This is a genomic window from Streptomyces sp. M41(2017) (assembly GCF_002078175.1).
Taxonomy (GTDB): domain Bacteria; phylum Actinomycetota; class Actinomycetes; order Streptomycetales; family Streptomycetaceae; genus Streptomyces.
The window spans coordinates 4848698-4875444 of record NZ_MWFK01000001.1 but is presented as its reverse complement, the minus strand read 5'-3'; the positions used below and the strand labels follow the sequence as shown (position 1 = coordinate 4875444).

Genomic DNA, 26747 nt, shown 5'->3' with positions numbered 1-26747 from the left:
TTCCTGGTGTGCGGGCGGTGGTCCACGGTCGGGCGCGGGTCGGCCGGGCGGCCGCTCAGAGCCAGTTCTTCACGGTCTCGACGAGCCGGGCCGGATCGGGGCCCACGGGCGTCACGTTGAGCATCGTCACCCCGGCCTCCTCGAAGGCGGCGACGCGGTCGCGCACGTAGGCCTCGGGGCCGCACAGCGACATCAGTTCGCAGAACTCGTCCGGCACGGCCGCCTCCGCCTCGGCCTTGCGTCCGGAGAGGTACAGCTCCTGGATGAGCCGGGCCTCCTTCTCGTAGCCGTAGGCCACCGCGAGGTCGTTGTAGAAGTTCTTGCCCGGGGCGCCCATGCCGCCGACGTAGAGCGCGATGCGGGGGCGCACGAGGTCGCGCAGGGCCGCCGCGTCCTCGCCGATCGCGAGCGGGCCGCCGGCGACGACCTGGAGGGGGCCGAGCGACGGGTCGCGCAGCGCCCCGCCCTCGGCCAGCGGGGTGCCCCACACCTGGTGGGCCTTCTCGGGGATGAACAGCGTGGGGAGCCAGCCGTCGGCGATCTCCGCGGTCATCCGTACGTTGGCCGGGCCCAGCGAGGCGACGTACAGAGGCACTTCGGGGCGGACGGGCCTGGTGAGGATCTTCAGCGGTTTGCCCAGGCCGCCGGGGCGGGGCATGTCGGTGATGCCGTGGTGGTCGATGACCTCGCGGCGCAGGATGCGGCGGGTCAGCTCGATGGTCTCGCGGGTCCGGCCGAGCGGCCTGTCGTACGCCTTCCCGTGCCAGCCCTCGACGACCTGCGGACCGGAGGCACCGAGCCCGATGATCGCGCGGCCTCCGGAGACCGCGTCGAGCCCTGCCGCCGTCTGGGCGATCAGGGCGGGGGTGCGTGAGTAGACGTTCAGGATCGCGGCGCCGATCCTCATCCGCTCGGTGCGCGCGGCGAGGTAGCCCATGACCGTGGGCGAGTCGAAGCCGTAGGCCTCGGCGACCCAGACGGCGTCCAGCCCGGCGGCCTCCAGGGCGGCGACCTCGTCGGCGGCCGCTCGCGCGTCGCCCGCGTAGTCGAGCGGGAGGGAGAGTTCCATCAGTCGTCGTCCTCGGTCAGCCGGGGTACGTCCCAGTCACGGGCCACGTCCGCGGTGTCGGCCCCCGGCAGGGCGGGGCCGCCGCGCACGGAGGTGGGGGTGGTGGAGAAGCGCGGCGCGGGGGCCGGCTGGGTGATGCCGCCGTGGTCCACGAAGGTGCCGCGGGCCGCGAGGTGCGGATGGGTGGGTGCCTCGCGCAGGGAGAGAACGGGCGCCACGCAGGCGTCGGATCCGTCGAACACCGCGGTCCACTCGTCGCGGGTACGGGTCTTGAAGCGGGCGGCGACCGTCTCGCGCAGTTCCGGCCAGCGGGCGAGGTCCTTTCGGGCGGGGCGCAGTTCCGGGACGCCGAGCAGGTCGACGAACGTGTCGTAGAACCGGCCCTCCAGGGGGCCCACGGCCATGTGGCCGCCGTCGGCCGTCTCGTAGGTGCCGTAGTACGGGCAGCCGCCGTCGAGGAGGTTGGCGCCGCGCCGGTCCTGCCAGCCGCCGGCGGCCATCATGCCGTGGATCATCGTGGACAGGTGGGCGGTGCCGTCGACGATGGCCGCGTCCACGACCTGTCCGGCGCCGCTCTCGCGTGCGTGGTGGAGGGCGGCGAGGACGCCGACGACGAGGTAGAGCGAGCCGCCCGCGTAGTCGCCGAGGAGGTTCGCGGGGACGGCGGGGGCCTCGTCGGGCCTGCCGATCATGCCGAGGGTGCCGGTGAGCGCGATGTAGGCGACGTCGTGCCCTGCGCGGTGGGCGAGCGGGCCGTCCTGGCCCCAGCCCGTCATCCGGCCGTAGACGAGTCCCGGGTTGCGGGCGTGACAGGCCTCGGGGCCGACGCCGAGGCGTTCCGCGACGCCGGGCCGGTAGCCCTCGATCAGGATGTCGGCCCGTTCGGCCAGGTCGAGGACCCGGGACGGGCCGCTCTCGGCCTTGAGGTCGATGATCACGGATCGCTTGTTGCGGTTGGTGACGTCGTGGGCCGGATCGATCGCGAGGCCGGGGCCGTCGGGGCGGTCCACCCGCACGACGTCCGCTCCCAGGTCGGCCAGGAGCATGGCGGCGAACGGTCCGGGTCCGATGCCCGCCAGTTCGACGACACGCACCCCGGCGAGGGGGCCGTGGCCCGGCGTTCCTGTCACTGCCATCAAGCTCCCAGCACTGTGACACCACTGATGCGACATCAGCGATGTTAAGAACGTGTTCCACTCCCGGCAAGCCCCTGACGAGCAAGCGCTTAGTTAAATTCCGGTGGGTGGAGGGGACCGAAGGGGTCCGGAACGTACCGGAGGGCCCCTAAAGGGACGCGTCGGGCCGACGGTGAGGCAGGCGCAGGATCGGCCGGAACCGGCCCGCCTTCGCGATCGGTGCAGGTCCGGCGCCGTCCTGAGGGCGGTCCGCACCCGACGCGGAGCAGGAACCGGCGCACACTCAGGCCTGGTCCAGCTCCGCGATCAGCCGCTTGGGGGCGACGACCCGATAGCTCTCCTCGACCCAGTCGCACAGCAGCTCCGCCCGGGGAGACCCCGGCTCCTCCAGGGGTATGCGCACCCAGCCGGCCCGGCCCAGGCCGTAGCCGGCGGGCTCCGCGCCCGGGGAGGTGAGCGCGTGGGCGTGCGCCTCCTCGTCCGTCAGCTTCACCGTGACGGCCAACGGGTGGCTGCCGTCGTCGACGCCGAGGAAGACGAAGACCTTCTTGTTGGCCTTGGCCACGGTCTCGCCCCAGGGGAACTCCTCCGTGGCGCCGGGCAGCCCCAGCGCGAACTCGCGCACCTTCTGCCACTTTTTCAGCGCGTTTTTCGGCACGGCCACGGCTACCTCCGGCCTGTTCGGCGACCTCGTCGTCCGGCTGCTCGTCCCTCACGCTAGCCTCAGCCACCGACAACGGCGCTTCGCAACGACGTGGGGCCACCGCACGGTCGAGCGCAGGCCACAGTGGGGAAGGTGTCATGAGCAGGCTGAACGGGACGGACCGCGCGTACGACGTCGTGCTCTTCGGAGCCACGGGGTTCGTCGGAGAGCTCACCGCGGAGTACCTCGCCGCGCATGCGCCCGAGGGCCTCCGGTGGGCGATCGCCGGACGCAGCGAGGAGAGACTGGAACGCCTGCGGGAGCGGCTCGGCGGCGCGCCCGGCGTGCTGCGGGCGGACGTGACGGACCCGGACTCAATCCGCGAACTCGCCCGGCACGCGCGCGTGGTGGCCAGCACGGTGGGGCCGTACGTGACGTACGGGGAGGACCTGGTCGCCGCCTGCGCGGACGCCGGGACCGACTACCTGGACCTCACCGGCGAGCCCGAGTTCGTGGACCTGATGTACGTGCGGCACGACGCACGCGCGCGGGAGACGGGCGCGCGGCTCGTGCACGCCTGCGGTTTCGACTCGGTCCCGCACGACCTCGGCGCGTACTTCACCGTGCGGCAGCTTCCCGAGGATGTGCCGCTGAGGGTGGACGGATTCGTCCGCTCCCAGGCGATGTTCTCGGGCGGCACGTTCAACTCCGCCCTCAACCAGTTCGCCCGGGGCCCGCAGATGATCGCGGCCGCCCGGGACCGCAGGCACCACGAGCCCCGGCTGATGGGCCGCCGTGCCGTGGCACCGCTGGGCGCCCCGCGGTTCGCGGGGGAGGTCGGCGCCTGGGCGCTGCCCCTGCCCACCATCGACGCGCAGGTGGTGCAGCGCTCGGCCCGGGCCCTGGAGCGGTACGGGCCGGACTTCCGCTACCGCCATTACGCGGCCGTACGGCGGCTGCCCGTCGTGCTCGGCGGGCTGGCCGGGGTGAGCGCGCTCTTCGCCGCGGCCCAACTTCCGCCCGCCAGGCGTTGGTTGTCCGACCGTTTCAAGCCCGGCGAGGGGCCGAGCGCGGCGCGGCGCGCGAAGAGCTGGTTCTCGGTGCGGTTCGTGGGCGAGGGCGGCGGCCGACGGGTGTTCACCGAGGTCGCGGGCGGCGACCCCGGCTACGACGAGACGGCCAAGATGCTCGCGGAGGCGGCGATGGCCCTCGCCCTCGACGACCTGCCGAAGACGTCCGGGCAGGTCACGCCCGCGGTGGCGATGGGGGACGCGCTGATCGAGCGGCTCCGCGCGGCGGGCATCACGTTCCGGGTGGCCGCGGTGCGCTAGGTCAGCGGGCTCGGGCCGTCCGGTGGCACCACCGGTGCGCGAGGAGCGCTTCGGGCCGGGGCCCCGCGGCCCGGCCCTGCGTCCGTCACATCGCCCAGCCGGTCACCGTCCAGATCATCCCGGCGATCCAGGCGAGTCCGGCCAGGACGGCGAGGAGCAGCGCCGTCGTGACGGCGCGCTCGACGGACTGGGCGGGGCCGGCTGCGGCCTTCGGGGCGCGGTGTGAGGTCATGCGGGCCAGCGTGCCGAACACGGCCGTGCGTCACATCCGTGCGGGTACTCAGAAGACGTACTCAGACACCTCGTCCGGTCCCCTCACCCGGACGAACCGCTCCGGCGGCCCGCTCGGACGGCGTGCCACGGATGGCGCAGGTGGACGCCGTGTGCGCGGCGGGCAGGGCCGACCGGGCGGCGCTGTCAGGCCGTTGCCTCCTGAAGAGCGCGCCTGCACAGGGCGTCCGCACGCCGAGTGGTCTCCGGGAGGCGGTACTTCGGGGTGAGCGCCAGCGTGTGCGCGCAGGCGTTGTCGAGATCCACCCGGTGGCCGACGGAGACGAACACGGGCTTCACCCCGTCCCGCGTGCGCAGTGCGCGGCCCACCTCTTCACGGTCGGCGAGGAGGGGCGAGGCGCTGCCGCGCCGGGGGCCCGGTTCGTCGTACGCGAAGGTGAACGGGTTCTTGGCGACGCCGATGGTGGGGAGTCCGGTGAGGACGCCGAGATGGGCGGCGAGACCGAAGCGGCGCGGGTGGGCGAGACCGTAGCCGTCGCAGACCACCAGGCCCGGCGGGCAGGACAGGGCGTCCAGAGCGGCGAGGACGGTCGGGATCTCCCGGAAGGCGAGGAGCCCGGGCACGTACGGGAAGGAGACATGGCCGACCGCGGTGGCCTCCGCCACGACGTCGAGGGTCGCCGCGTCGAGGACCACGGCCGCCGCCGCCACGACGTCCCGCTCGTCGTCGTAGGCCACGTCGACGCCCGTGACATGGCCGGTGCCGGGCGGCGGCCCCGGCTCGTCGAGGACGACCCGCTCCCTCAACTCGTCCTGCACGGCGCGGGCCTGGTTCTCGGTGACGGGCCAACCCGCCGGAATCCTCACGGTCTTCATGATGGAAGGAGCCTAGGACCTCACCCCGCGGCGCCCGACCGGGCCGAAGGTAGGCTCGCGATCATGTTCGTACTGGAGCTGACCTACACCGCGCCGCTCGAAGCCGTAGACGCCGTCCTGGAAGCCCATGTCGCCTGGCTGGACCAGCAGTACGCGGCCGGTTCCTTCCTGGCGTCGGGGCGCAAGAACCCGCGCGACGGCGGGGTGATCCTGGCCGTCGCCAAGGACCGGGCGCGGATCGAGGAGATCACCGCGGGCGACCCGTTCGTCACCACGGGCGTGTGCGCGTACCGCGTGACCGAGTTCGTCGCGACGAAGACGGCACCCGGCCTGGAGCGGTACCGCGAGCCGCTCGGCTGAGCGGCACCTCTCCCCCGGCGGCCGGCACCCGCCCCGTTCAGCGTTCCAGCCGGGCGATCCGCCCCTTCTCGCCGGAGGCCCAGCAGCCCAGGTCGGGTGTGCAGTCCACGGTGTCGTACGAGCCGGTGTCCAGGGTGCGCCAGGTGCGGCCGCCGTCGGTGGTCAGGTCGGTGCCGGTGGGGCCGACGGCGAGCGCGGACGTGCGGCTGTGCGGGAGCCAGGTGACGCCGGAGCGGTAGGCGGGCACGGGCCGGTCGGCCGTCGTCCAGGTGCGGCCGCCGTCGGCGGTGACCGCGGAGGCCCGGGGCGACGCCTGGTCGGCGCGGTAGTCGCCGCCGACCGCGAGCCCGTGGGCCCGGTCGCGGAAGGCGAGGCCGAACACACCCCGTGCGGGGTCGCCCGCGGGCACGGGTGTGCCGGTGGCGGTCCAGGTCAGCCCGCGGTCCGCGGAGTGCAGCACCCGTGCGCTCGCCGCCCCACCCGTGGCCAGCCACACATCGCGCGGCCCCGAGGTGACCAGGCACTGGCCGCTCGCGGCGAATCCGGCCTCCCCCTCCTGCGCGGCGGGCATGCCGCGGCTCGGCAGCACCTTCCAGGAGCGGCCGCCGTCGCCGGTCGACAGAATCCGGAACCGGCCGTCCACCGGGTCGCTCATCGCCAGGCCGTGGCGCGGATCGAAGAAGGCGAGGCAGTCGTAGAAGGCCTTGGCGTCGGTGTTGCGGAAGGACTCGGTCCAGGTCGCGCCGCCGTCCTCGGTCCGCAGGACGCGGGAGGCCTCGCCCTCACCGATGGCGAGGACCACGGCCCGCCGCCCGTCGAACGCCTCGACGTCACGGAACTCCAGGTCGGCCGCGCCGGGGGGCGACACGTCGCGCCAGTGCGCACCGCCGTCGGTGGTGCGGAGCACGGTGCCCTTCGAGCCGGCCACCCAGGCGGAGTTCCGGCTGACGGCGGCCAGTCCGCGGAACCGCGCGTCCGTCCCCGTGTCCTTGACCGCCCAGTGCGGGGTCCGCACCTGCTCGTGGGACGGTTCGTGCGCCCGCGCGGGCACGGCCGCCGCGAGCGCCGCGGCGAGCGTGGCGACGCTCAGACCCACCGTGACCGACCGACCCGTGCGCCTCGTCTTCCCCAAGCCCCTCATGGCGGGCGAAGCTAGTGCACCCGCCCGATGCCGTCCAGATGGCCTCCGGCGGGAACCTCGGGGGCCCGTCCGGGTGTCCTCAGGGGTGTCCTGCGAGCACGGGACGGAATGGGACGGCCGCTGTCGGGGAAAGTGGATCTCCCCGGTGCATGACCCCGGTGACAGAGGTCACTCGGGTCACGGGTGCACGCGCCGTGTCATTTTTCCGTCTCTTCCAATGACCGGCGTCATCCACCCGGAGTCCGTCCAGTCGTCACAAGGGAGCAAAGGCGTTGTCCACCGTCATCGAGCAGCCCGTTGAGGCCCGCCTCGTCGCCGCCGCCCCGCGGATGCCGAGCATTCCCGCGACCCTCCACTACGACCGGACCGACCCGTTCGCCGTCCGCATGACCTTCCCCGCGCCCGCCACCCTCGAAGGCGTGGAGGTCTGCTGGACCTTCGCCCGCGAACTGCTGGTGGCGGGCCTCGACGACGCGGTGGGGTTCGGTGACGTACGGGTGCGCCCGTACGGCTACGACCGCACCGTGCTGGAGTTCCACGCCCCCGAGGGCACCGCGGTGGTGCATGTGCGCTCGGGACAGGTGAGGGACTTCCTGGGGCTGACGACCGAGCTGGTCCCGGTCGGTCTGGAGCACCTCCAGGTCGACCTGGACCACGACCTCGCGGAGCTGATGCGGGGCACCTGCTGAGGAGCTGAGGTCCCGTCAGCGGGAGCCGCCCAGCAGGGAGTTGAGCTCCCCGTAGTCGTATCCGTCGGCCATCGCCCCGTAGGTCCCCGTGTCCAGCAGCTCCCGCGCGGCACGACGGACCAGGGCGTGGGCGGCCTGCGCGACGCCCGACCCCGCGCTGACGCGGGCCACCCCGAGGGCGGCCAGCTCGGCGACGGTCGGCGCGCCCGGGCCCACCATGATGTTCAACGGCCCGTCGATGCCCTCGGCGAGTGCCTTGACGGTCACCGGGTCGACGGCTCCGGGGACGAAGACGCCGTCGGCTCCGGCCGCGAGGAACGCCCCGGCGCGCTCCAGGGTCTCCGCGACGCCGCCCGCGCCGCGCAGGAACGTGTCGATGCGGGCGTTGACGAACAGCGGCACGCCCGCCGCGTCGGCGGCCGCGCGGGCCGCCGCGATGCGGTCCGCCTGTTCGGCGACGGGGCGCAGCGGCCCGGCACCGTCCTCGTGGAGGGCGTCCTCGATGTTCACGCCCACGGCGCCGGCCGCGAGCACGGCGCGGACGGTGCCGCCCACGCCCGCCGCGTCGGGCGCGTAGCCGCTCTCGATGTCCGCGCTGACCGGCACGGCTACCGCGGCCGCGATCCTCGCGACGGCGGCCAGCGCCCGGTCCCGGTCGAGTACGTCCCCGTCGGCGGCGCCCAGGTCCCAGGCGAGGCCGGCGCTGGTCGTCGCCACCGCCCCCGCGCCGGCCTCCTCGACGATCCGGGCACTGGCGGTGTCCCAGGCGTTCGGCAGGACGAGGGGCCGGCCGGGGACGTGCAGGGCGTGGAAGGCGAGTGCGGTTGCGCGGAGTTGTTCCGTGGTCGTCATGGGAGGAGCCGAACACGGGCCGGACCGCGGGCGCCGGCAGGAATCCGACAGGGACGTGCGGCCGTCCGCCTGCCAGGAACACCGGTTCGAAGAGCGCCCGGGTGCCGGTCCGTGCGGCTCAGCCTCCGGTGGTCGCCGCCGTGGTCGAGGCGGTCGTCGCCGCCACGATGACCGCCGTCCTGACCTCCTGGATGACCTTCTTCAGGGCCGGGGCCGCCGCGCCGCCCCGTTCGGTGAGTTCGTCGATACGGGCCCTGTGCAGCTTGCGCTCCTTGGCCGAGGCGAGGGTGCGCAGCTCGGCCGCGGTGGCGAGGGCGACGAGGGCCGCGTCGCGGTCCCCGACCTCGGCGACCGGCACCGGCCCCTCCAGCACCTGGCGGGCCTCGGCGCGCAGCGCGTCCACGACGGGGACCCGGTCCAGGGTGTAGTCCACGGACGGGAAGAGCCCGAGGACCCGTTTCTTCTCCGCCCGCAGGTACCCCTCGGCGGCCAGCTGGGCGCGGACGGCGTCCAGGGTGACCCGGGCGCGCAGCGTGACCCAGGCCTTCCACTTGCGGGGCCGGGACTCCGCGACGAGTTCGAGCAGCCCGTCGAGGACCAGGTCCCCGGTCCGGGAGTCGGGGTCCACCGGGGTGACGATGCCGTCGTCGTCGACGAGCAGCCCGCGCTGGGCCAGCTCGGTCAGGGCACCGGCGCGGACCAGGTGGTGGAGATGGGTCGACCCGGTGACCTTGGGTTTGGTGGTGTCCCAGGCCAGGAGGTACAGCCGGGCGGGCAGCGAGAGCGGGCCGTTCGGCACGGGATCTCCTTAGGTGTCGTGAGGGCCACGTTAATCCTTTGACAGCCCCCGGGGCCGTCCCTACGGTGTACAGCGGTTCTGTTGCCGTCGAATGGAGAAGGACGTTGCTCGTCTGAGGTCTGAGACACCGCGTCACACGCAGTCGGTTCTGTCCGGCTTCCGTGTGCGCAGCGTGCGACCTCGGCGTTCGAGCCGTCCTTCGGCGCAGGGCCCTTTCCTCGCTCTCCTCCGAACTGGATCGTCGTCGCCTCGCGGTGTCCCGAACGCGTACCCCCGACCGTTTCCAGCAACCGCGAGGCCTCATGTCAACCTCCCCCACCTCCGTCACATGCACCTCCCTGTCCTTCGCCTGGCCTGACGGCACCGACGTCTTCGACGACCTCCAGATCGCGTTCGGACCGGGCAGGACCGGTCTCGTCGGAGTCAACGGATCAGGAAAATCAACACTGTTGAAGCTGATCGCCGGGGAGCTCACCCCGGCCGACGGCACCGTCCGGGTCGCGGGCGAGATCGGCCATCTGCCGCAGAGCGTCACGCTCGACACGGGCCTGCGGGTCGACGAGGCACTCGGCATCGCCGCTCGGCGGGCCGCCCTGCACGCGATCGAGTCCGGCGACGCGGCCGAGGAACACTTCGACGTCGTGGGCGACGACTGGGACGTGGAGGAACGGGCCCTGGCCACCCTCGGTGAACTCGGCCTCGGACACGTCGACCTGGACCGCACCATCGGCGAGGTGTCCGGCGGCGAGTCGGTGCTGCTGCGCCTCGCGGCCCTGCTGCTGCGCCGCCCCGACGTCCTCCTCCTCGACGAGCCCACCAACAACCTCGACCTGTACGCGCGGCAGCGGCTCTACGCGGCCGTCGCGGCCTGGTCCGGCGTCATGGTCGTGGTCAGTCACGACCGCGAACTCCTGGACCTGGTGGACCAGATCGCCGACCTGCACTCCGGCGGGGTCACCTGGTACGGCGGGAACTTCTCGGCGTACGAGGAGGCCCTCGCCGGCGAGCAGGAGGCGGCCGAGCGCATGGTGCGCGTCGCAGAGTCCGACCTGAAGAAGCAGAAACGCGAACTGGTGGACGCCCAGGTCAAGTTGGCCCGGCGCAAGCGGTACGGACAGAAGATGAACGACCAGAAGCGCGAGCCGAAGATCGTCATGGGGGCACGCAAGCGGTCGGCGCAGGAGTCCGCGGGCAAGCACCGCATCATGCACGAGGAGAGACTCAGCGAGGCGAAGGAGCGTCTCGACGAGGCGGTGGAGGCCGTACGGGACGAGGACGAGATCCGCGTCGATCTGCCCCACACGGCCGTACCGCCGGGGCGCACCGTCCTCACGCTCGAACAGCTGGAGCTGCGGTACGGCGCGCGCGTGAACGGCATGTTCGACCTGCGCGGCCCCGAGCGGATCGCGCTGATCGGGCGCAACGGAGCGGGCAAGACGACGCTCCTGCGCACGATCGCCGGGGAACTGGACGCCGTGTCCGGTGAGGCCCGGGCCCATGTGCCCCTGCGTTTCCTGCCGCAGCGTCTCGACGTCCTCGACGACGAGCTGACCGTCGCCGAGAACGTCGCCCGGTACGCGCCGACGGCCACCAACAACCGCGTCCGGGCGCGGCTGGCGCGCTTCCTGTTCAAGGGGGCGAAGGCCGACCAGCGGGCGGCGACGCTCTCCGGCGGCGAACGTTTCAGGGCGGCGCTCGCGGCCCTGATGCTGGCCGAGCCCGCGCCGCAGCTGCTGATGCTCGACGAGCCGACGAACAATCTCGACATGGCCAGCGTCCGCCAGCTCACCAGCGCCCTGGAGTCGTACGAGGGCGCGCTCGTCGTCGCCAGCCACGACATGCCGTTCCTGGAGTCGATCGGCATCACGCGCCGACTGCTGCTGGAAGGAGGAGAACTGAAAGAAATCGCTCCGGAAACTGTCGGGTATCCCTTCTAGTGCGGACGGCGGGGGCCGCCTAGCGTCGGACGTGACGGTGCCCGACGTGAAGCTGGGGGCTTTCGCGCGCTCCGGGCGCGCCGCCTGTGCGCCGACGCCCCCTGCCGAGATCGGAGACCTGCCCGTGCCCAGCCGCAAAGCGCTCGTACGCCGTCCCGGCCCCCGCCTCGCCGAGGGGCTGGTGACGCACGTCGAGCGCACCCCGGTCGACGTCGGCCGGGCGGTCGAGCAGTGGGAGGCCTACGTCGAGGCGCTGCGCGCGCACGCCTGGGAGACCGTCGAGGCCGACCCGGCGGACGACTGCCCGGACGCGGTGTTCGTCGAGGACGCCGTCGTCGTCTTCCGCAACGTCGCCCTGATCGCCCGCTCCGGCGCGCGGTCCCGGCGCGGCGAGACCGCCGGGGTCGAGGAGGCCGTGGAGCGTCTGGGCTGCTCGGTGAACCGGATCCGGGAACCGGGCACCCTCGACGGGGGCGACGTCCTGAAGGTCGGCGACACGATCTACGTGGGCCGGGGCGGACGGACCAACGCGTCCGGCGTGGGGCAGCTGCGCGCCGTCTTCGAGCCGCTCGGGGCGCGCGTGGTGGCCGTCCCCGTCAGCACGGTGCTCCATCTGAAGTCGGCGGTCACCGCGCTGCCCGACGGAACGGTGATCGGGTACGAGCCCCTCGTGGACTCCCCCGCTCTCTTCCCGCGCTTCCTGCCGGTACCGGAGGAGTCCGGGGCGCATGTGGTGCTGCTGGGCGGCGGGAGGCTCCTGATGGCCAGGAGTGCTCCGAGGACAGCGGACTTGCTGGCGGACCTCGGACACACGCCGGTCCTCGTCGACATCAGCGAGTTCGAGAAGCTCGAAGGATGTGTGACATGCCTCTCGGTCCGGCTCCGGGAGCTGTACACCTGACCGGGGGTGATCGAGACGCTCGCGGGTACCCGCGGACCTGCGCTTCCGGAGCGCCTTCGGAGCGCTTCCGGAGGGTTCCAGGGAGTGAGCGATCGCCCCGAAAACCCTGCTGATCAGCGCTCTTTACGGAGTCCTTAACCTACGGCAACGTAACCTACGGATACGTAGCCTACGATGCCGTAGGTTGGCTTCTCCGCTCGTCGTAGTCCCCGTCCCCCTCTGGAGCAACCGTGACGATCACTTCTCCTCACCTCGGCAGCCCGTCAGCCGCCTGGACCGACGCACGCCTGCTGTACGCGTTGGAGGAAGTGGTCGAGACGGAGCTCAACCGCCACCTGAAGGTGGCCAAGGACTGGATGCCGCACGAGTACGTGCCGTTCAGCGACGCCCGGAACTTCCCCGGTCTCTTCGAGGACGGCGAGGCCTGGGACAAGGAGCAGTCCAAGGTCACCGAGATCGGCCGCATCGCGCTGGTCGTCAATCTCCTCACCGAGGACAACCTCCCGAGCTACCACCACGAGATCGCCTCCCTCTTCGGCCGGGACGGCGCCTGGGGCACCTGGGTGCACCGCTGGACCGCGGAGGAGGGCCGGCACGGCATCGTGATGCGCGACTACCTGCTCGCCTCGCGCGCCGTGGACCCGGACAAGCTCGAGGCGTTCCGGATGCAGCACATGAGTGAGGGCTTCGAGTCGGACAACCGCCACTCGATGCTGCACTCCGTCGCGTACGTCGCGTTCCAGGAGCTGGCGACCCGCATCTCGCACCGCAACACCGGCCACCAGTCGGGCGACCCGGTCTGCGACCGCATGCTGGCCCGCATCGCGACCGACGAGAACCTGCACATGGTCTTCTACCGCAACCTCCTGAAGGCCGCGTTCGAGCTCGCCCCCGACATGACCATGCAGGCCGTGCGGGACGTCGTGGTCAACTTCCGGATGCCCGGTCACGGGATGCCCGGCTTCGAGCGCATGGCCGCGCAGATGGCCATCGGCGAGGTCTACAACATGCGTATCCACCACGACGACGTGCTCCAGCCGGTGCTGCGTCACCTGAAGGTGCTGGAGATCGACGGTCTGGGCCCCGAGGGTCTCCAGGCCCAGGAGGAGCTCGGCTTCTTCATGGGCGGCCTCGACGCCGAGGCGTCGAAGTTCGACGAGAAGCTCGCGGCCCGCAAGGCCCGCATGGCGGCCCGCGCGACCGCCTAGGCCCCCGCGCTCCCGGACCTGCCCGCGTTCGGCCCCCGTCTCCCGACCCTGCTCGCACAGGGTCCGCGAGGCGGGGGCTTTCGCATGTCCAGGGGGCGGCTCGGCTGGACCGGAACCAGCGAGGTCCTGCTCTCCGGTGCTGGGGACCGGCGCGCCCGCCTCGGTGCCACGACCCCGCTCTCGCGTCCGAACGCACCGCCCCGCCCTGATGCCGGTGCGGCACGGGAAGGGGGCCCGTTCGGACGAGGCGGTCACCAGCCGTTCAGGGCTGCGGGTGAGTTCGCCGCCGGCCGGGCGCGTGCTCCGTCATTCGCGGGCGCGGCGCAGACCGAGGCGCTCCTTCTCGGAGAGCCCTCCCCAGACGCCGAAGCGTTCGTCGTTGCTCAGCGCGTAGTCGAGGCAAGCGGACCGCATGTCGCACATCCCGCAGATGCGCTTGGCCTCGCGCACCGAACTGCCGGGCTCGGGAAAGAAGAAGTCCGCCCCCGTCTGCGCGCACAGCGCCTGCTGCTGCCAGGCGATGTCGGACGGAGTGATCGTTTCCATGGGCATGCTCAGGATCGTGCCCCGCCGCGAAAAACGTTCGATCAACGCGGGATCAACGCGGCGTTCCGACGCCCCCGGCGGCCCTGATGATGCCCCGGCGGGACGGTCCCGGGCACGGCGGCGCGCGGGGGACGAGGAGAACCATGCGGATCCGCCCGGACACCGAGCGTAGTGGCGCGGGGGTCTCGGGACGGGAGTGCGCGTCCCGGCCGCGCCGGTCGGCGGGCGGTGGAAGACTCGGTACCAAAGGCAGCGGGACCCCTCAAAGGAGGGCAATGATGCTCACCACCCGTTTCGTCGACGGCTCGCCGAACTGGCTGGACGTAGGCACATCCGATCTCGACGGCGCCATCTCCTTCTACCGAGCCCTGTTCGGCTGGCAGTTCACGTCGGCGGGACCCGACGCCGGCGGTTACGGCTTCTTCCAGATCGACGGGAAGACCGTCGCCGGCGGCATGCAGACCACCCCCGAGCAGGGCCCGCCGTCCTGGAACGTGTATTTCCGGAGCGCGGACGCCGAGTCCACGGCCAAGGCGGTGGAGCAGGCGAAGGGCGCCGTGCTGATGCCGCCCATGGACGTGATGGGCGAGGGCCGCATGGCGATGCTCGCCGACAAGGCGGGCGTGCACTTCGGCATCTGGCAGCCGGCCCGGACCAAGGGACTGGGGCTCGCCACGGACCCGGGTTCGCTGTGCTGGGTCGAGCTGTACACCCCGGACCTCCCGGCGGCCGCCGCGTTCTACAACGCGGTGTTCGGCTGGGAGACTTCGGCGGCCCCGTTCCCCGGCGGCGTCTACACCTGCGTCAATCCTGCCGGTTCGGAGGCGGAGGACATGTTCGGTGGCATCGTCCCGCTCGCCGACGACCCGGTCGAGGCCGCTTCCGGGGCGTACTGGCTGCCGTACATCGAGGTCGCCGACACGGACACCGTGGTCGCGAAGGCGCGGGAACTCGGCGGCACGGTGCGGATGCCCGCGACCGACCTGGAGGGCGTCGGCCGCGCCGCCCGGCTCACGGATCCGTACGGGGCGCGCTTCGCGGTGATCAAGAGCGCGCAGCAGCAGGGCTGATCCGGCACCCGGAGGCACTCGGACCGGGGTCGCGGATCCGAATCGAGGGGAGCCGTCCCCGGTGCGTTCCAGGGCGGCCCCCGCGCGTTCGGCCCTGCCGGAATCCGCGCCCGGCCCGTCGGTCGGTCCGATCGGAGCCGTTCCGCCGGCCGGCCGTTCCGATCGGGGCCGGTCCGGCCGGATCACGCCGAGCCGCGGACCACCACGGTCGTCGGCAGGACGACACCGGAGCGTTCGGGGTCGGTGTCCGTCCCCGTCGCGCCCTCCAGGCCGCGGATCAGCAGCCGGGCCATCAACCGGCCCATCTCCTCTATGTCCTGACGGACCGTCGTCAGCGGCGGGTCGGTCTGCTCGGCGATCGGCAGCATGTCGTCGAAGCCGATCACGGCGACGTCCTCGGGGACGCGCCGCCCGGCCTCGCGCAGGACGCGCAGCACGCCGAGGGCCGACAGGTCGTTCGCCACGAACACGGCGTCCACGTCCGGGCGGCGCTCCAGCAGTTCCCGCATCGCGCGTTCGCCGCCGGAGGGCGTGAAGTCGCCCTCCGCCACGAGCGCCGGGTCGACCTCGCCCACGACGTCCCGGAAGCCGTCGAGGCGGTCGACGGCGGAGGTCTGGTCGAGGGCGCCGGTGATGTGGGCGATGCGGGTGCGGCCGAGGCCGACGAGGTGGCGTACGGCCTCGCGGGCACCACCCCGGTTGTCGCAGTCGACGTACAGCGACTCCCGGTCGCTGCCGCCCCAGTCGGGCCGCCCGCCGAACACGGTGGGCACGCCCGCCCCGTGGATCAGGCCGGGCAGCGGGTCGTCGAGGTGCAGCGAGAAGACGAGCGCTCCGTCGACGTGGCCGCCCGCGAGATAGCGGGCCACGCGCGCGTGGTCGTCGCGGCCCTCCGTCAGCAGCAGCACGAGTTGCGAGTCGTGCGCCGTCAGTTCCTTGCTGATGCCGCGGAGTTGATGGGCGAAGAAAGGGTCCGCGAAGACCCGGGTCTCCGGTTCGGCGATCACGACGGCGACGGCGTCGTGGCGGCGGGTGACCAGGCTGCGCGCGGCCTGGTTCGGCACGTAGCCGAGTTCCTCGACGGCTCGGCGCACCCGCTCCACGAGGGGTTCTCGCACCCCGTCGCCGCCGTTCACCACCCGGGACACGGTGGCCCGGGAGACCCCGGCCCGCGCGGCCACGGCCTCCAGCGTGGGGCGCGACACGGTCTCGGTCATGCGGGGCACCTCCTCGGCGGATGCGGATCAGGATAGCCGCGCCGCGACCGGGGGTGCCGTGCGGATCAGCGCGAACCCCGCTGTGCGGGACGGCCGTTCCGGGCCGCCGGCGAGGGCGGCACTCCCGGCGGGCGCGACGGGGCGGTCCGAGGCGCCCGCCCGGGTGGCCACTCCCGTCGCGGCGATCGCTTCGGGCGGGGACCGCTCAGGCGCCGGGCGGCTCCGCGTCCTCGTGCCGGGCGCGGCTCGGCTGGACCCGCTTCGGCTCGCCCGGCATCTTCGGGTACTCGGGCGGATACGGGAGATCGCCGAGGCCGTGGTCGTGCTCGTCGCGGCTCGCGAGCTCCAGCAGGGCCTCCAGCGAGAAGGCGTGATCGTCCATGTCGGCGTGCACGTCGCCGAGTTCGGCGAAGCGGGCCGGCATCGTCGCCAGGTCGAAGTCGCGCGGCCGGGCGTCGTCCACCTCGTCCCAGCGCAGCGGCGCGGAGACGGGCGCGTGCGGCCGGGGGCGCACGGAGTAGGCGGAGGCGATGGTGCGGTCCCGCGCGGTCTGGTTGTAGTCCACGAAGATCTTCTCGCCCCGCTCCTCCTTCCACCAGGCGGTGGTGACGTGGTCGGGCATCCGGCGTTCGAGTTCGCGGCCGACGGCGATGGCCGCCCGGCGTACCTGGGTGAAGGTCCAGCGCGGCTGGATCGGCACGAAGACGTGCAGGCCGCGGCCCCCGGAGGTCTTGGGCCAGCCGCGCAGGTCGCCGTAGTCGTGGAGCACCTGGCGCAGCTCGTGGGCGGCGCGGACCGCGTCCGTGTAGTCGGTGCCGGGCTGCGGGTCGAGGTCGATGCGGAGTTCGTCGGGCCGGTCGACGTCGTCGCGGCGTACCGGCCACGGGTGGAAGGTGAGCGTGCCGAACTGCGCGGCCCAGAGGACGGCGGCCGGCTCGGTGGGGCACATCTCGTCGGCGCTGCGCCCGCTGGGGAAGGTGATGTGGGCGGTGGGGATCCAGTCGGGCATGTTCTTGGGCGCCCGCTTCTGGAAGAAGGACTCGCCCGCCACGCCGTCGGGATAGCGCTCCAGGGTGGTGGGGCGGTTGCGCAGGGCGCGCAGGATGCCGTCACCGACGGCCAGGTAGTACTGGGCGAGGTCCAGCTTCGTGAAGCCGCGCTCCGGGAAGAAGATCTTGCCCGGACTGGACAGACGTACGGTCCTGCCGGCTGCCTCGAGTTCCACCGCATCGCCCATGCGAGCCACGGTAGGCGCAGTGCCGTGGCCCCGCACACCGGGCGGATGCCCGCGGTTGCGCGGAGAATCGGAGCATGGACCTGCCGGTGATGCCGCCCGTGAAGCCGATGCTCGCCAAGTCCGTCGCGAAGATCCCGCCGGACATGCACTACGAGGCCAAGTGGGACGGTTTCCGGGCCATCGTGTACCGGGACGGCGCGGAGCTGGAGATCGGGAGCCGCACCGGCAAGCCGCTGACCAGGTATTTCCCGGAGCTGGTCGAGGCGCTGCTCGATCGGCTGCCGGAGCGCTGCGTGATGGACGGCGAGATCGTGATCGCCCGGGACGGCCGGCTCGACTTCGACGCGCTCACCGAGCGGATCCACCCGGCGGACTCACGGGTCAGGACGCTCGCCGAGCGCACTCCGGCCTCCTTCGTGGCGTTCGACCTGCTGGCCCTGGCCGACGAGTCGCTCCTGGATGTCCCGCTGGGCGACCGGCGGGCACTGCTGGTGACGGCCCTGTCCGGCGTGACCGCGCCGGTGCACCTGGCGCCGGCGACCAGGGACCGCGCGGTGGCGCAGCGGTGGTTCGAGCAGTACGAGGGCGCGGGTCTCGACGGGGTGGTCGCCAAGCCGCTCACGTCGCCGTACCTGCGGGACGAGCGGGCCATGTTCAAGATCAAGCACGAGCGGACGGCGGACGTCGTCGTCGCCGGGTACCGCTTCCACAAGAGCGGGCCGGTCGTCGGGTCGCTGCTGCTCGGTCTGTACGACGACCGGGGCACGCTCCAGCACGTCGGGGTGAGCGCCGCGTTCACGATGAAGCGGCGCGCGGAGCTGGTGGAGGAGCTGGAGCCGCTGCGTCTGGAGGACGCCTCGGAGCATCCGTGGGCGGCCTGGGCCGAGGAGTCCGCGCACGCCTCGGCGCGGCTGCCGGGCGCGCCGAGCAGGTGGTCGGGGAAGAAGGACCTGTCGTGGGTGCCGGTCAGGCCCGAGCGGGTGGCGGAGGTGGCGTACGACCACATGGAGAACGGCGCCCGGTTCCGGCACACCGCCCGGTTCCGCCGATGGCGCCCGGACCGGACCGCGGAGAGCTGTACGTACGGACAACTGGAGGAGCCGGTGGGCTACGACCTGGCGGAGATCTTCGGGCCGCAGGACTGACCGCGGGACGTGGAACGGAGGCTTCCGCGGTTCCGGTTCACTCTCCCCCGATCATCTCGCTGAGCCGATCGGCCCAGTCGACGCGCGCAATCAGAAACGATCGGGTATGGCCACCGATGAACTGATGAACGCACAATCGACGGTACGAGACGGGTGGCACGGTGGGCATGCGAGAGATGGTGCGGACGCGGCGCGGCGCATGGACGGCGGCACTGCTGGCCGTCACGGTGACGGGCTCCCTGATGACGGGCTGCACCGCGGGGGACGGCAGGGGCGGCGGCCCGACCGACGACGGCAGGGCCCGGGTGCCGAGCACCGGTCCGAGCGACAGCGCGAGCCCCACCGCGAGGACCGGTTCGGTGCTCGCGGTGAAGATCGACAACGTGGCCGCGGCCCGTCCGCAGACCGGCCTCGACGCGGCGGACGTGGTGTACGCGGAGCAGGTGGAAGGCGGTCTGAGCCGGCTGATGGCGGTGTTCGCGAGCACCTTCCCGAAGGCCGTCGGCCCGGTGCGCAGCGCCCGTGAGTCGGATCTGGAGCTGCTGAGACAGTTCGACGAGCCGACGCTCGCCTTCTCGGGGGCCCAGCACAAACTGCTGCCGCTGATCGACAAGGCACCGCTGCACCCGCAGCTTCCGGGGAAGGTGCCGGACGCCTGGTACCGGGGCAACGACAAGGCCGCGCCGCACAACCTGTATCTGCGCCCGCAGCGGCTCGTCGGGGACGCGCCGGGCGACGCCGCGCTCAGCACGGGCTTCCGCTTCGGCTCGGCGCCCGCCGGAGGGACCCCCGAGACCTCCCGTACGGTGAAGTTCCCGTCGGCCCGGTTCACCTTCACCTGGTCCGCCGAGCGCAAGCGCTGGACGGTGGCCATGGACGGCACGCCGACCGTCACCACGGAGGGCACCTCGGTCGCGCCGGCGACGGTGGTCATCCAGTACGTCAAGGTGCGTTCGTCCAAGTACCACGACGTCCTCGGCAACAACACGCCGTACACCGAGTCGGTCGGTTCGGGGACCGCGACGGTGCTGCGCGACGGCCGGGCGTACGACGCCGACTGGAACCGGTCCGAGGCGTCGCACGGGACGGACTTCACGACGCCGGACGGCGCGCCGATGAACTTCGCCCGCGGACAGGTCTGGGTCGTCTTCGCCAAGGCGTGAGCGGAGACGGCGGCGGGTCGCTACTGCCGGGCACCGAGGGGTTCCGCGGGGTTGCGGAGTCCCTCGGCTGCGTCCGCGACCCGCTGGATGAGGTCGAAGAAGAGGGTCTGTTCCGCGGCGGAGAGCGGACCGAGGAAGACCTGGTTCATCCGCGCGGTGCGCACGGTCAGCCTGCGGTGGGTGCGCAGCCCCTCGTCGGTGAGCCGGAGCAGGAAGCGCCGGCCGTCCTGCGGGTCGCGCACCTTGTCGAGCAGCCCGCGGCGCCCGAGCCGGCTGATGACCTCGGCGATGGTGGACCGGTCGAGCCCGACACGCTCCCCCACCGTGCGCTGGTCGAGGCCGGGCTCGGCCACCAGCGCGTTCAGGACCGCGAACTGGGGCGAGGTGATCTCCTCGGAGACCATCGTGTTCCACAGCAGGTAGTGGGCCTGCTGGAGTCGCCGGGCCAGGTGCCCGGGGTGGGTGGAGAGATCCACCGCGGCCATGTGCGCTCCTCGGGTTCCGGTACGCGCATCCGGTTACGCGCCACCACGTCATGAATCGTCTGTGTACTGAACGATACCCCGCCCACTCGCTCCTGTCCCACCGTGCGACCGCATCACAACCGAGGCGCCACAGGGGGTATTGACGTCCGCGAGCCGCGGTGGCAGCGTGTGGGAAACCTCGGAGAAATAATCAGTGCCCTGAGTAATTTGAGGGCCGGGCGCTCGGGAGAGATGGGGCTTCGCGGATGGACAAGGTGGTCGCCACGGCGCTGGAGGCGGTGGCCGATGTGCCGGACGGCGCGACACTCGCGGTCGGTGGCTTCGGCCTCAGCGGTGTGCCGAACGTGCTGATCGAGGCGCTCCACGAGCGGGGGGTCCGCGAGCTCGGCGTGGTCTCCAACAACTGCGGAGCCATGGAGTCCGGGCTCGCGGTCCTGCTGGCGGCGGGGCGGATCGCCCGCGTCACGGGCTCCTACATCGGGGCGAACAAGGAGTTCGCGCGTCAGTACCTGGCCGGCGAGCTGGAGGTCGAGATGATCCCGCAGGGCACGCTCGCCGAGCGGCTCCGTGCGGGCGGCGCCGGGATCCCCGCCTTCTACACGCCCGCCGGCGTCGGCACCCAGGTCGCCGAGGGCGGCCTGCCCTGGCGGTACGACGGCTCGGGCGGTGTCACGCTGGCCTCCCCGCCGAAGGAGGTACGCGACTTCGACGGCACCCCGTACGTGCTGGAGCGCGGCATCCGCACGGACTTCGCACTGGTCCGTGCCGCGAGGGGGGACCGGCACGGCAACCTCGTCTTCAACAAGTCCTCGCGGAACTTCAACCCGCTCGCGGCGATGGCGGGACGGGTCACGATCGCGGAGGTCGAGGAACTGGTCGAACCGGGGGCGATCGACCCGGACGCGGTGCATCTGCCGGGCATCTTCGTGCAGCGGGTCGTGGCGCTCTCGCCCGCGCAGGCGAACGCCAAGATGATCGAGAAGCGGACTGTCTCGGCGCCCGCCGCCGACGGAAGGGTGAGCGGCTGATGGCCTGGAGCAGGGAAGAGATGGCGGCCCGGGCCGCGCGGGAACTCGCGGACGGCCAGTACGTGAACCTCGGCATCGGCCTGCCGACGCTGATCCCCAACCACCTGCCGCCGGGCGTCGAGGTGATCCTGGAGTCGGAGAACGGCATCCTGGGCACCGGCCCCTACCCCACCGAGGACGAGGTCGACCCCGACCTGATCAACGCCGGCAAGGAGACCGTCACGGTCCTGCCCGGCGCCGCGTACTTCGACTCCGCCTTGTCCTTCGGGATGATCCGGGGCGGGCACATCGACGTGGCGGTGCTCGGCGCGATGCAGGTGTCCGCGGGCGGCGACCTCGCCAACTGGGCCGTCCCGGGAAAGCTCATCACCGGCATCGGCGGCGCGATGGACCTCGTCCACGGCGCCCGCAGGGTCATCGTGGTGATGACCCACACCGCGAAGGACGGTTCCCCGAAGATCCTGCGCGAGTGCGGGCTGCCGCTCACCGGGAAGGCGTGCGTCGACCGGATCATCACCGACCTCGGCGTCCTCGACGTCACCGACGAGGGCCTGGTGCTGGTGGAGACCGCCCCCGGTGTCACGGTCGAGGAGATCACCGCGAAGACCGCAGCCGAAGTCCGCGTCACCGAGGAGATCCCGTCGTGAAGGACGTCTACATCGTCGACGCCGTACGGACACCGATCGGCCGGTACGGCGGTTCGCTGGCCGGTGTCCGGCCGGACGACCTGGCGGCCCACGCCATCCGTGCACTCCTCGCCCGCACACCCGGCCTGGATCCGGCGCGGATCGAGGACGTGTACGTCGGCAACGCCAACGGAGCGGGCGAGGAGAACCGCAACGTCGGCCGGATGGCCGCGCTCCTCGCCGGACTCCCCACCTCCGTACCGGGCGTGACCGTCAACCGGCTCTGCGCCTCCGGGCTGGAAGCCGTCGTGCAGGCCGCCCGCGCCATCGCCGTCGGCGACGCCTCGATCGTCCTGGCCGGCGGCGTCGAGTCGATGACCCGCGCGCCCTACGTCCTGCCCAAGAGCGACCGCGCGTTCCCCGCCGGGCACACCGAGATGTACTCCACCACGCTCGGCTGGCGCATGGTCAACCCGCGGATGGACCCGCAGTGGACCATCCCCCTCGGGGAGTCGGCCGAACTCATCGCCGACAAGCACAGGATCACCCGGGAACAGCAGGACGAGTTCGCCCTCACCAGCCACCGGAAGGCGGAACAGGCCCGGCACAAGGGCCTGTTCGACGCGGAGATCGCCCCGCTGACCCTCCCGGCGCGCAAGGGCGACCCCGTCGTGTTCGACGCCGACGAGTGCGTGCGCGCGGACGCGTCCCTCGACGCCATGGCCCGCCTCAAGCCGTCCTTCCGCACGGAAGACGGCACGGTGACGGCGGGGAACGCCTCGCCCCTCAACGACGGTGCCGCCGCCCTGCTGCTGGTCGACGAGGAGGGTCTCGCGGCCACCGGTCGCGAACCCCTCGCCCGGGTCCGCTCGACCGGCGTCTCGGCGATCGACCCGCAGTACTTCGGACTCGCCCCCGTCGAAGCGGTGACGCGCGCGCTCGCCAAGGCGGGCAGGCGATTCGACGACCTGTCGACCCTGGAGCTGAACGAGGCGTTCGCCGCGCAGGTGCTCGGATGCCTCGCGGAATGGCCCGCGTTCGACCCGGCGATCCTCAACCCGCAGGGCGGTGCCATCGCCCTCGGTCACCCCCTCGGCGCCTCGGGCGCCCGCCTCGCCGGCACCGTCGCCCACCAACTCGCCCGCGCGGGCGGCGGGGTCGGTGTCGCCACCCTCTGCATCGGCGTGGGCCAGGGCCTCGCCCTCGTCCTCGAACGCTAGGAACCCGAGATGGCTCTCACTCAGTCGGACATCGACGTCGAGATCACGGATCTCCAGGACGCTTACGACAAGGCGGTCGCCGGCGGCGCGCCCGTACGGCACCACCCCGCACGCGACTATCCGCCCTACCGCAGCTCCCGGCTCCGGCATCCCCGGCAGCCGCTGGTCGCCGTGAGCGGCGATCCGGAGACCGTCGAACTGTCGGGCCCGGTCTTCGGCGTCACCGACATAACGGAGATCGACAACGACCTCACCCTGCAGCACCGGGGCGAGCCGATCGGCGAGCGCATCACCGTCTCCGGCCGGCTCCTCGACCGGGACGGCCGACCGGTGCGCGGCCAGCTCGTCGAGATCTGGCAGGCCAACGCGGCCGGCCGGTACGCCCACCTGCGGGAGCAGCACCCCGCACCACTGGACCCCAACTTCACCGGCGTGGGCCGCACCCTGACGGACAATCAGGGGCGGTACGCGTTCACGACCGTCAAGCCGGGACCGTACCCGTGGGGCAACCACACCAACGCCTGGCGGCCGGCCCACATCCACTTCTCGGTGTTCGGCACGGCGTTCACACAGCGCCTGATCACCCAGATGTACTTCCCGAGCGACCCGCTGTTCCGTTACGACCCGATCCTGCGGTCCGTGACGGACGAGGCGGCCCGCGGCCGGCTGATCGCCGCCTACGACCACGGCCTCTCCCGACCCGAGTTCTCCATGGGCTACCGCTGGGACATCGTCCTCGACGGCCCCTCCGCCACCTGGATCGAGGAAGGCCGTTGAGCATGACCGAGCGGTTGCTCCCCACCCCGTCCCACACCATCGGCCCCTTCTACGGCCACGCGCTGCCCTTCCCGGGCGGCGGTGCCATAGCGCCCGAGGGCCACCCCGACACCATCACCCTGCACGGGCACGTGACCGACGGCGCGGGTGTGCCGGTCCCCGACGCCCTGCTCGACTTCTGGCAGGCGGCACCCGACGGCTCCCTCACCGGCGCCCCGGGGTCCCTGCGCCGCGATCCGTCGACGGGCGGTTTCCTCGGCCGCAACGGCGTCGACTTCACGGGCTTCGGCCGGGTCGGCACCGACGCCGACGGCCACTACACGCTGCGCACGCTGCCGCCGGGCAACACCGGGCTGCCGTACATCAGCGTCTGCGTGTTCGCGCGCGGTCTGACCCACCACCTGTTCACCCGCGCCTATCTGGCCGACGGAGCGGACCCGCTGCTCGACACGTTGCCGGCCGAGCGGCGCGCCACGCTGGTCGCGGCCGGGGACGCCCCGCGGACGTACCGTTTCGACATCCGCCTTCAGGGCGAAGGCGAAACGGTCTTCCTGGAGTTCCCGTGACAGCTGTCGACCCCGTCTCCGCCGACGCCGGTCTGCTCGCCCCCGGATGGGCGGGCTCCCCGGCCTCGACGGAGACGAGCGACGCCGCGTATCTGCGGGCCCTGCTCGACGCCGAAGCCGCCCTGACCCGCGCCCAGGCGTCGCTCGGACTGGCCCCGGCCGAGGCCGCCGCGGCGGTGTCCGAGGCGGCCGGCGGGGCGGGCTTCGACGTCGCGTCGATCGCGCTGCGCGCCCGGTCCGGCGGCAACCCGGTGATCCCCCTGGTCGCGGACCTGACCGCCGCCGTCGCCGCGGAGCACGGCCCGTACGTGCACCGCGGCGCGACCAGCCAGGACATCCTGGACTCCGCCACCATGCTCGTCTCCGCCCGCACCCTGGACGTGCTCCTCGGCGACCTCGACCGCACGGCGCGGGCGCTGGCCCGGCTGGCGCGGGAGCACCGCGACACCGTGCTCCCGGGCCGCACCCTCACCCAGCACGCGGTGCCCACGACCTTCGGGCTGAAGGCGGCGGGCTGGCGTTCGCTGGTCCTCGACGCCGGGGACCGTGTGCGGACCGTACGGTCGTCCCTGCCGGCCCAGCTCGGCGGCGCCGCGGGCACGCTGGCGGCCTTCACCGTGTTCGGGGCGGACGACACCCGGGAGCTGACCGCCGCGTACGCCCGCGAACTCGGGCTCACCGAGCCGGTGTTGCCGTGGCACACCCTGCGGACGCCGGTCGCCGACCTGGCCGGCGCGCTCGCCTTCACGGCGGGCGCGCTGGGCAAGACGGCCGCCGACGTCCTCACCCTGTCCCGCACGGAGATCGCCGAACTGGCCGAGGGCTCGGGGGGCGGCTCGTCCGCGATGCCGCACAAGGCGAACCCGGTGCGCGCCACCCTCGTCGTCGCGGCGGCGCGCCGGGCACCGCTGCTCGCGGCCACGCTGTACGGCGCGCTGACCGCCGAGGACGAACGCCCGGCCGGTGCCTGGCACGCCGAGTGGGAGCCACTGCGCGACCTGCTCCGGCTGGTCGGCGGGGCCGCCGCGCAGGCGGCCGAACTCACCGAAGGGCTGCGTGTGGACGCCGCGGCGATGCGCGAACACCTGGACCTCACCCACGGATTGATCGTCTCCGAACGGCTGGCCGCCGAACTCACCCCCCTGCTCGGCCGGTCCCGCGCCAAGGAGCTCCTCACCCGCGCCGCCGAACGCGCCGTCTCCGCGAGGCGGCCCCTGGCGGACGTGCTCGGCGAGGAACCCGACCTCGCGGACCTCACCGCCTCCGACCTCGCGGACCTCACCGACCCCACCCGCTACACGGGCTCCGCCGGGGCCCTCACCGACCGTGCACTGGAGCGACGTTGACCGGGAAGATCCTCAACCACCGCAGCGAAGGCCCTCTGACCGCTCCCCCGCTGCTCCTCGGGCCCTCGCTCGGGACGTCGACCGCGTTGTGGGACGGCCTCGCACCCGAACTGTCCGTCACCCACAACGTCGTGCGCTGGGACCTTCCCGGCCACGGCGATTCTCCGGGCCACCTGATCGGCCCCGGGGCGACGGTCGCCGACCTCGCGGGACTCGTGCTGAAGCTGGCCGACGTGCTCGGCATCGAGCGGTTCGCGTACGCCGGTGTCTCGCTGGGCGGCGCCGTCGGCCTGCACCTGGCGGTCCACCACCCCGAACGGCTCACCTCCCTCGCCGTGATCTGTTCCTCCGCCCACTTCAACGGGTCGAAGCCGTGGGAGGAGCGGGCGGAACTGGTGCGCCGCGAGGGCCTCGCCCCGGTGGCCGCGAGCGCCCAGAGCCGCTGGTTCACACCGGGATTCACCGTGCCGGGCCTCGTGGAGGACCACCGCACCGCCGATCCCGCCGCGTACGCCGCCTGTTGTGACGCCCTCGCCGCGTTCGACATCCGGGACCGGCTCGCGTCGATCACCGTGCCGACGCTGCTCGTCGCCGGACGCGAGGATCCCGCCACACCGCCCGCCCATCTGCGGGAGATCGCGGACGCGGTGGCGGGCGCGGCGCTCGTCGAGATCCCGGGTGCCTCGCACCTGGCGCCCGCCGAGCGTCCGGACGCCGTCCTGACGGCGCTGCGTCCCCATCTCTCGGGGGACCCGGGGCGGGGCATGGAGGTCCGCCGCGAGGTCCTCGGCGACGATCACGTGGACCGTGCGCAGGCCCGCCAGACGCCGTTCACGGCCCGGTTCCAGGACTTCATCGCGCGCTACGCCTGGGGCGAGATCTGGACCGATCCGACGCTGACGCGCCGGGAGCGCAGCCTGGTCACGCTGACCGCGCTGGTGGCGCACGGTCATCTCGACGAGCTGGCGATGCACGTCCGGGCGGCGCGGCGCAACGGACTCACGCCCGAGGAGATCGGCGCGGTGCTGCTGCAGACCGCCGTGTACTGCGGTGTCCCCGCCGCCAACTCCGCGTTCGCCGTGGCCCAGCGGGTGCTGGCGGACGAGGACGGCCCGCTCGCGGAGTGACCTCCGTCAGGGAAGGGGGGA

At 72.7% G+C, this 26747-nt stretch carries 28 protein-coding genes; 16 read left to right on the top strand and 12 right to left on the bottom strand.

What is annotated here, in order from left to right:
* Nucleotides 1-55 precede the first annotated feature (55 nt).
* From B0675_RS21280 to B0675_RS21270, 3 genes are all read right to left on the bottom strand, one after another.
* On the bottom strand, nucleotides 56-1069 hold the full coding sequence (locus B0675_RS21280) for an LLM class F420-dependent oxidoreductase (protein WP_081220398.1): 1014 nt from the start codon (nucleotides 1067-1069) through the stop codon (nucleotides 56-58).
* Nucleotides 1069-2205, bottom strand: a complete 1137-nt coding sequence (locus B0675_RS21275; protein ID WP_081220397.1) for a CaiB/BaiF CoA-transferase family protein — start codon at nucleotides 2203-2205, stop codon at nucleotides 1069-1071. Before B0675_RS21275 ends, B0675_RS21280 begins: the two co-directional genes overlap by 1 nt.
* Nucleotides 2206-2488: 283 nt before the next feature.
* The gene (locus B0675_RS21270) at nucleotides 2489-2869 is read right to left on the bottom strand and encodes an MmcQ/YjbR family DNA-binding protein (RefSeq protein ID WP_081220396.1); all 381 of its coding nucleotides are present in this window, start codon (nucleotides 2867-2869) and stop codon (nucleotides 2489-2491) included.
* Between the two features lie 137 nt (nucleotides 2870-3006).
* Between B0675_RS21270 and B0675_RS21265 the strand changes: the two genes are divergently transcribed.
* Nucleotides 3007-4179: a saccharopine dehydrogenase NADP-binding domain-containing protein gene (locus B0675_RS21265; RefSeq protein WP_081220395.1), complete on the top strand. Its 1173-nt coding sequence runs from the start codon at nucleotides 3007-3009 to the stop codon at nucleotides 4177-4179.
* Nucleotides 4180-4264: 85 nt separating this feature from the next.
* On the opposite strand, the gene B0675_RS41405 is transcribed toward B0675_RS21265, so the two are convergent.
* Both B0675_RS41405 and B0675_RS21260 read right to left on the bottom strand, forming a co-directional pair.
* Nucleotides 4265-4411: a hypothetical protein gene (locus B0675_RS41405; protein WP_179165337.1), complete on the bottom strand. Its 147-nt coding sequence runs from the start codon at nucleotides 4409-4411 to the stop codon at nucleotides 4265-4267.
* A 185-nt stretch (nucleotides 4412-4596) separates the two neighbouring features.
* On the bottom strand, nucleotides 4597-5286 hold the full coding sequence (locus B0675_RS21260; protein WP_081220394.1) for an endonuclease V: 690 nt from the start codon (nucleotides 5284-5286) through the stop codon (nucleotides 4597-4599).
* Between the two features lie 63 nt (nucleotides 5287-5349).
* Between B0675_RS21260 and B0675_RS21255 the strand changes: the two genes are divergently transcribed.
* On the top strand, nucleotides 5350-5646 hold the full coding sequence (locus tag B0675_RS21255; RefSeq protein ID WP_081220393.1) for a YciI family protein: 297 nt from the start codon (nucleotides 5350-5352) through the stop codon (nucleotides 5644-5646).
* A gap of 37 nt (nucleotides 5647-5683) precedes the next feature.
* On the opposite strand, the gene B0675_RS21250 is transcribed toward B0675_RS21255, so the two are convergent.
* Nucleotides 5684-6787, bottom strand: a complete 1104-nt coding sequence (locus B0675_RS21250; protein ID WP_081220392.1) for a YCF48-related protein — start codon at nucleotides 6785-6787, stop codon at nucleotides 5684-5686.
* Between the two features lie 272 nt (nucleotides 6788-7059).
* Between B0675_RS21250 and B0675_RS21245 the strand changes: the two genes are divergently transcribed.
* Nucleotides 7060-7476, top strand: coding sequence for an SsgA family sporulation/cell division regulator (locus B0675_RS21245; RefSeq protein ID WP_081220391.1), 417 nt, complete (start codon nucleotides 7060-7062; stop codon nucleotides 7474-7476).
* A gap of 15 nt (nucleotides 7477-7491) precedes the next feature.
* On the opposite strand, the gene B0675_RS21240 is transcribed toward B0675_RS21245, so the two are convergent.
* Nucleotides 7492-8328 (bottom strand): isocitrate lyase/phosphoenolpyruvate mutase family protein, encoded by an 837-nt coding sequence (locus B0675_RS21240; protein WP_081220390.1) that lies wholly within the window; start codon nucleotides 8326-8328, stop codon nucleotides 7492-7494.
* A gap of 118 nt (nucleotides 8329-8446) precedes the next feature.
* Nucleotides 8447-9127, bottom strand: a complete 681-nt coding sequence (locus B0675_RS21235; RefSeq protein ID WP_081220389.1) for a GPP34 family phosphoprotein — start codon at nucleotides 9125-9127, stop codon at nucleotides 8447-8449.
* A gap of 302 nt (nucleotides 9128-9429) precedes the next feature.
* Between B0675_RS21235 and B0675_RS21230 the strand changes: the two genes are divergently transcribed.
* The 3 genes from B0675_RS21230 to B0675_RS21220 all read left to right on the top strand — a co-directional run bounded on the left by B0675_RS21230 (nucleotide 9430) and on the right by B0675_RS21220 (nucleotide 13173).
* Nucleotides 9430-11064 carry an ABC-F family ATP-binding cassette domain-containing protein gene (locus B0675_RS21230; RefSeq protein ID WP_081220388.1) on the top strand — a complete coding sequence of 545 codons (1635 nt, stop codon included), beginning with the start codon at nucleotides 9430-9432 and terminating at the stop codon, nucleotides 11062-11064.
* Between the two features lie 124 nt (nucleotides 11065-11188).
* A complete protein-coding gene (gene ddaH, locus B0675_RS21225; protein ID WP_081221924.1) occupies nucleotides 11189-11965 on the top strand; it encodes a dimethylargininase in 777 nt (258 codons plus the stop codon).
* A gap of 230 nt (nucleotides 11966-12195) precedes the next feature.
* Nucleotides 12196-13173 carry an acyl-ACP desaturase gene (locus B0675_RS21220; protein ID WP_081220387.1) on the top strand — a complete coding sequence of 326 codons (978 nt, stop codon included), beginning with the start codon at nucleotides 12196-12198 and terminating at the stop codon, nucleotides 13171-13173.
* A gap of 306 nt (nucleotides 13174-13479) precedes the next feature.
* Here B0675_RS21220 and B0675_RS21215 read toward each other — a convergent pair whose 3' ends face one another.
* Nucleotides 13480-13725, bottom strand: coding sequence for a WhiB family transcriptional regulator (locus tag B0675_RS21215; RefSeq protein WP_179165336.1), 246 nt, complete (start codon nucleotides 13723-13725; stop codon nucleotides 13480-13482).
* A 272-nt stretch (nucleotides 13726-13997) separates the two neighbouring features.
* Here B0675_RS21215 and B0675_RS21210 point away from each other — a divergent pair, with 272 nt between their 5' ends.
* On the top strand, nucleotides 13998-14789 hold the full coding sequence (locus B0675_RS21210) for a VOC family protein (protein WP_081221923.1): 792 nt from the start codon (nucleotides 13998-14000) through the stop codon (nucleotides 14787-14789).
* Nucleotides 14790-14971: 182 nt separating this feature from the next.
* Here the strand turns inward: B0675_RS21210 and B0675_RS21205 are convergent, their stop codons facing one another.
* A complete protein-coding gene (locus B0675_RS21205) occupies nucleotides 14972-16006 on the bottom strand; it encodes a LacI family DNA-binding transcriptional regulator (protein ID WP_081220385.1) in 1035 nt (344 codons plus the stop codon).
* 205 nt (nucleotides 16007-16211) lie between these two features.
* Complete coding sequence (gene ligD / locus B0675_RS21200; protein WP_081220384.1) at nucleotides 16212-17243, bottom strand: non-homologous end-joining DNA ligase; 1032 nt, start codon at nucleotides 17241-17243, stop codon at nucleotides 16212-16214.
* A 74-nt stretch (nucleotides 17244-17317) separates the two neighbouring features.
* On the opposite strand from ligD, the gene B0675_RS21195 reads away from it, so the two are divergent.
* Together B0675_RS21195 and B0675_RS21190 are read left to right on the top strand one after the other, a co-directional pair.
* On the top strand, nucleotides 17318-18388 hold the full coding sequence (locus B0675_RS21195; protein WP_081220383.1) for an ATP-dependent DNA ligase: 1071 nt from the start codon (nucleotides 17318-17320) through the stop codon (nucleotides 18386-18388).
* 167 nt (nucleotides 18389-18555) lie between these two features.
* Nucleotides 18556-19551: a DUF3048 domain-containing protein gene (locus B0675_RS21190; protein ID WP_081221922.1), complete on the top strand. Its 996-nt coding sequence runs from the start codon at nucleotides 18556-18558 to the stop codon at nucleotides 19549-19551.
* A 20-nt stretch (nucleotides 19552-19571) separates the two neighbouring features.
* Here B0675_RS21190 and B0675_RS21185 read toward each other — a convergent pair whose 3' ends face one another.
* The gene (locus B0675_RS21185; protein WP_081220382.1) at nucleotides 19572-20036 is read right to left on the bottom strand and encodes a MarR family transcriptional regulator; all 465 of its coding nucleotides are present in this window, start codon (nucleotides 20034-20036) and stop codon (nucleotides 19572-19574) included.
* 245 nt (nucleotides 20037-20281) lie between these two features.
* Between B0675_RS21185 and B0675_RS21180 the strand changes: the two genes are divergently transcribed.
* From B0675_RS21180 to pcaD, 7 genes are read left to right on the top strand one after another with little or no spacing between them, the layout of a single operon-like run.
* Entirely contained in the window at nucleotides 20282-21064 is a 783-nt protein-coding gene (locus tag B0675_RS21180) for a CoA transferase subunit A (protein WP_081220381.1), read from the top strand.
* Nucleotides 21064-21711, top strand: a complete 648-nt coding sequence (locus B0675_RS21175) for a CoA transferase subunit B (RefSeq protein WP_081220380.1) — start codon at nucleotides 21064-21066, stop codon at nucleotides 21709-21711. Before B0675_RS21180 ends, B0675_RS21175 begins: the two co-directional genes overlap by 1 nt.
* Nucleotides 21708-22910, top strand: coding sequence for a thiolase family protein (locus tag B0675_RS21170; RefSeq protein ID WP_081220379.1), 1203 nt, complete (start codon nucleotides 21708-21710; stop codon nucleotides 22908-22910). The genes B0675_RS21175 and B0675_RS21170 overlap by 4 nt, the downstream gene beginning before the upstream one ends.
* Nucleotides 22911-22919: 9 nt before the next feature.
* Nucleotides 22920-23687, top strand: coding sequence for a protocatechuate 3,4-dioxygenase subunit beta (gene pcaH / locus B0675_RS21165; RefSeq protein ID WP_081220378.1), 768 nt, complete (start codon nucleotides 22920-22922; stop codon nucleotides 23685-23687).
* Between the two features lie 2 nt (nucleotides 23688-23689).
* Nucleotides 23690-24253 carry a protocatechuate 3,4-dioxygenase subunit alpha gene (pcaG, locus tag B0675_RS21160; protein ID WP_081220377.1) on the top strand — a complete coding sequence of 188 codons (564 nt, stop codon included), beginning with the start codon at nucleotides 23690-23692 and terminating at the stop codon, nucleotides 24251-24253.
* Nucleotides 24250-25599: a 3-carboxy-cis,cis-muconate cycloisomerase gene (gene pcaB / locus B0675_RS21155; RefSeq protein WP_081220376.1), complete on the top strand. Its 1350-nt coding sequence runs from the start codon at nucleotides 24250-24252 to the stop codon at nucleotides 25597-25599. The genes pcaG and pcaB overlap by 4 nt, the downstream gene beginning before the upstream one ends.
* Nucleotides 25596-26726, top strand: coding sequence for a 3-oxoadipate enol-lactonase (gene pcaD, locus B0675_RS21150; protein WP_081220375.1), 1131 nt, complete (start codon nucleotides 25596-25598; stop codon nucleotides 26724-26726). Before pcaB ends, pcaD begins: the two co-directional genes overlap by 4 nt.
* Nucleotides 26727-26747: the final 21 nt, after the last annotated feature.

Bases quoted from the DNA above. Each gene is read 5' to 3' on its own strand.
- B0675_RS21280 (WP_081220398.1), bottom strand. From the start codon at position 1,069: ATGGAACTCTCCCTCCCGCTCGACTACGCGGGCGACGCGCGAGCGGCC.
- B0675_RS21275 (WP_081220397.1), bottom strand. From the start codon at position 2,205: ATGGCAGTGACAGGAACGCCGGGCCACGGCCCCCTCGCCGGGGTGCGT.
- B0675_RS21265 (WP_081220395.1), top strand. From the start codon at position 3,007: ATGAGCAGGCTGAACGGGACGGACCGCGCGTACGACGTCGTGCTCTTC.
- B0675_RS41405 (WP_179165337.1), bottom strand. From the start codon at position 4,411: ATGACCTCACACCGCGCCCCGAAGGCCGCAGCCGGCCCCGCCCAGTCC.
- B0675_RS21260 (WP_081220394.1), bottom strand. From the start codon at position 5,286: ATGAAGACCGTGAGGATTCCGGCGGGTTGGCCCGTCACCGAGAACCAG.
- B0675_RS21255 (WP_081220393.1), top strand. From the start codon at position 5,350: ATGTTCGTACTGGAGCTGACCTACACCGCGCCGCTCGAAGCCGTAGAC.
- B0675_RS21250 (WP_081220392.1), bottom strand. From the start codon at position 6,787: ATGAGGGGCTTGGGGAAGACGAGGCGCACGGGTCGGTCGGTCACGGTG.
- B0675_RS21240 (WP_081220390.1), bottom strand. From the start codon at position 8,328: ATGACGACCACGGAACAACTCCGCGCAACCGCACTCGCCTTCCACGCC.
- B0675_RS21230 (WP_081220388.1), top strand. From the start codon at position 9,430: ATGTCAACCTCCCCCACCTCCGTCACATGCACCTCCCTGTCCTTCGCC.
- B0675_RS21215 (WP_179165336.1), bottom strand. From the start codon at position 13,725: ATGCCCATGGAAACGATCACTCCGTCCGACATCGCCTGGCAGCAGCAG.
- B0675_RS21210 (WP_081221923.1), top strand. From the start codon at position 13,998: ATGCTCACCACCCGTTTCGTCGACGGCTCGCCGAACTGGCTGGACGTA.
- B0675_RS21205 (WP_081220385.1), bottom strand. From the start codon at position 16,006: ATGACCGAGACCGTGTCGCGCCCCACGCTGGAGGCCGTGGCCGCGCGG.
- ligD (WP_081220384.1), bottom strand. From the start codon at position 17,243: ATGGGCGATGCGGTGGAACTCGAGGCAGCCGGCAGGACCGTACGTCTG.
- B0675_RS21195 (WP_081220383.1), top strand. From the start codon at position 17,318: ATGGACCTGCCGGTGATGCCGCCCGTGAAGCCGATGCTCGCCAAGTCC.
- B0675_RS21190 (WP_081221922.1), top strand. From the start codon at position 18,556: ATGCGAGAGATGGTGCGGACGCGGCGCGGCGCATGGACGGCGGCACTG.
- B0675_RS21185 (WP_081220382.1), bottom strand. From the start codon at position 20,036: ATGGCCGCGGTGGATCTCTCCACCCACCCCGGGCACCTGGCCCGGCGA.
- B0675_RS21180 (WP_081220381.1), top strand. From the start codon at position 20,282: ATGGACAAGGTGGTCGCCACGGCGCTGGAGGCGGTGGCCGATGTGCCG.
- B0675_RS21175 (WP_081220380.1), top strand. From the start codon at position 21,064: ATGGCCTGGAGCAGGGAAGAGATGGCGGCCCGGGCCGCGCGGGAACTC.
- pcaH (WP_081220378.1), top strand. From the start codon at position 22,920: ATGGCTCTCACTCAGTCGGACATCGACGTCGAGATCACGGATCTCCAG.
- pcaG (WP_081220377.1), top strand. From the start codon at position 23,690: ATGACCGAGCGGTTGCTCCCCACCCCGTCCCACACCATCGGCCCCTTC.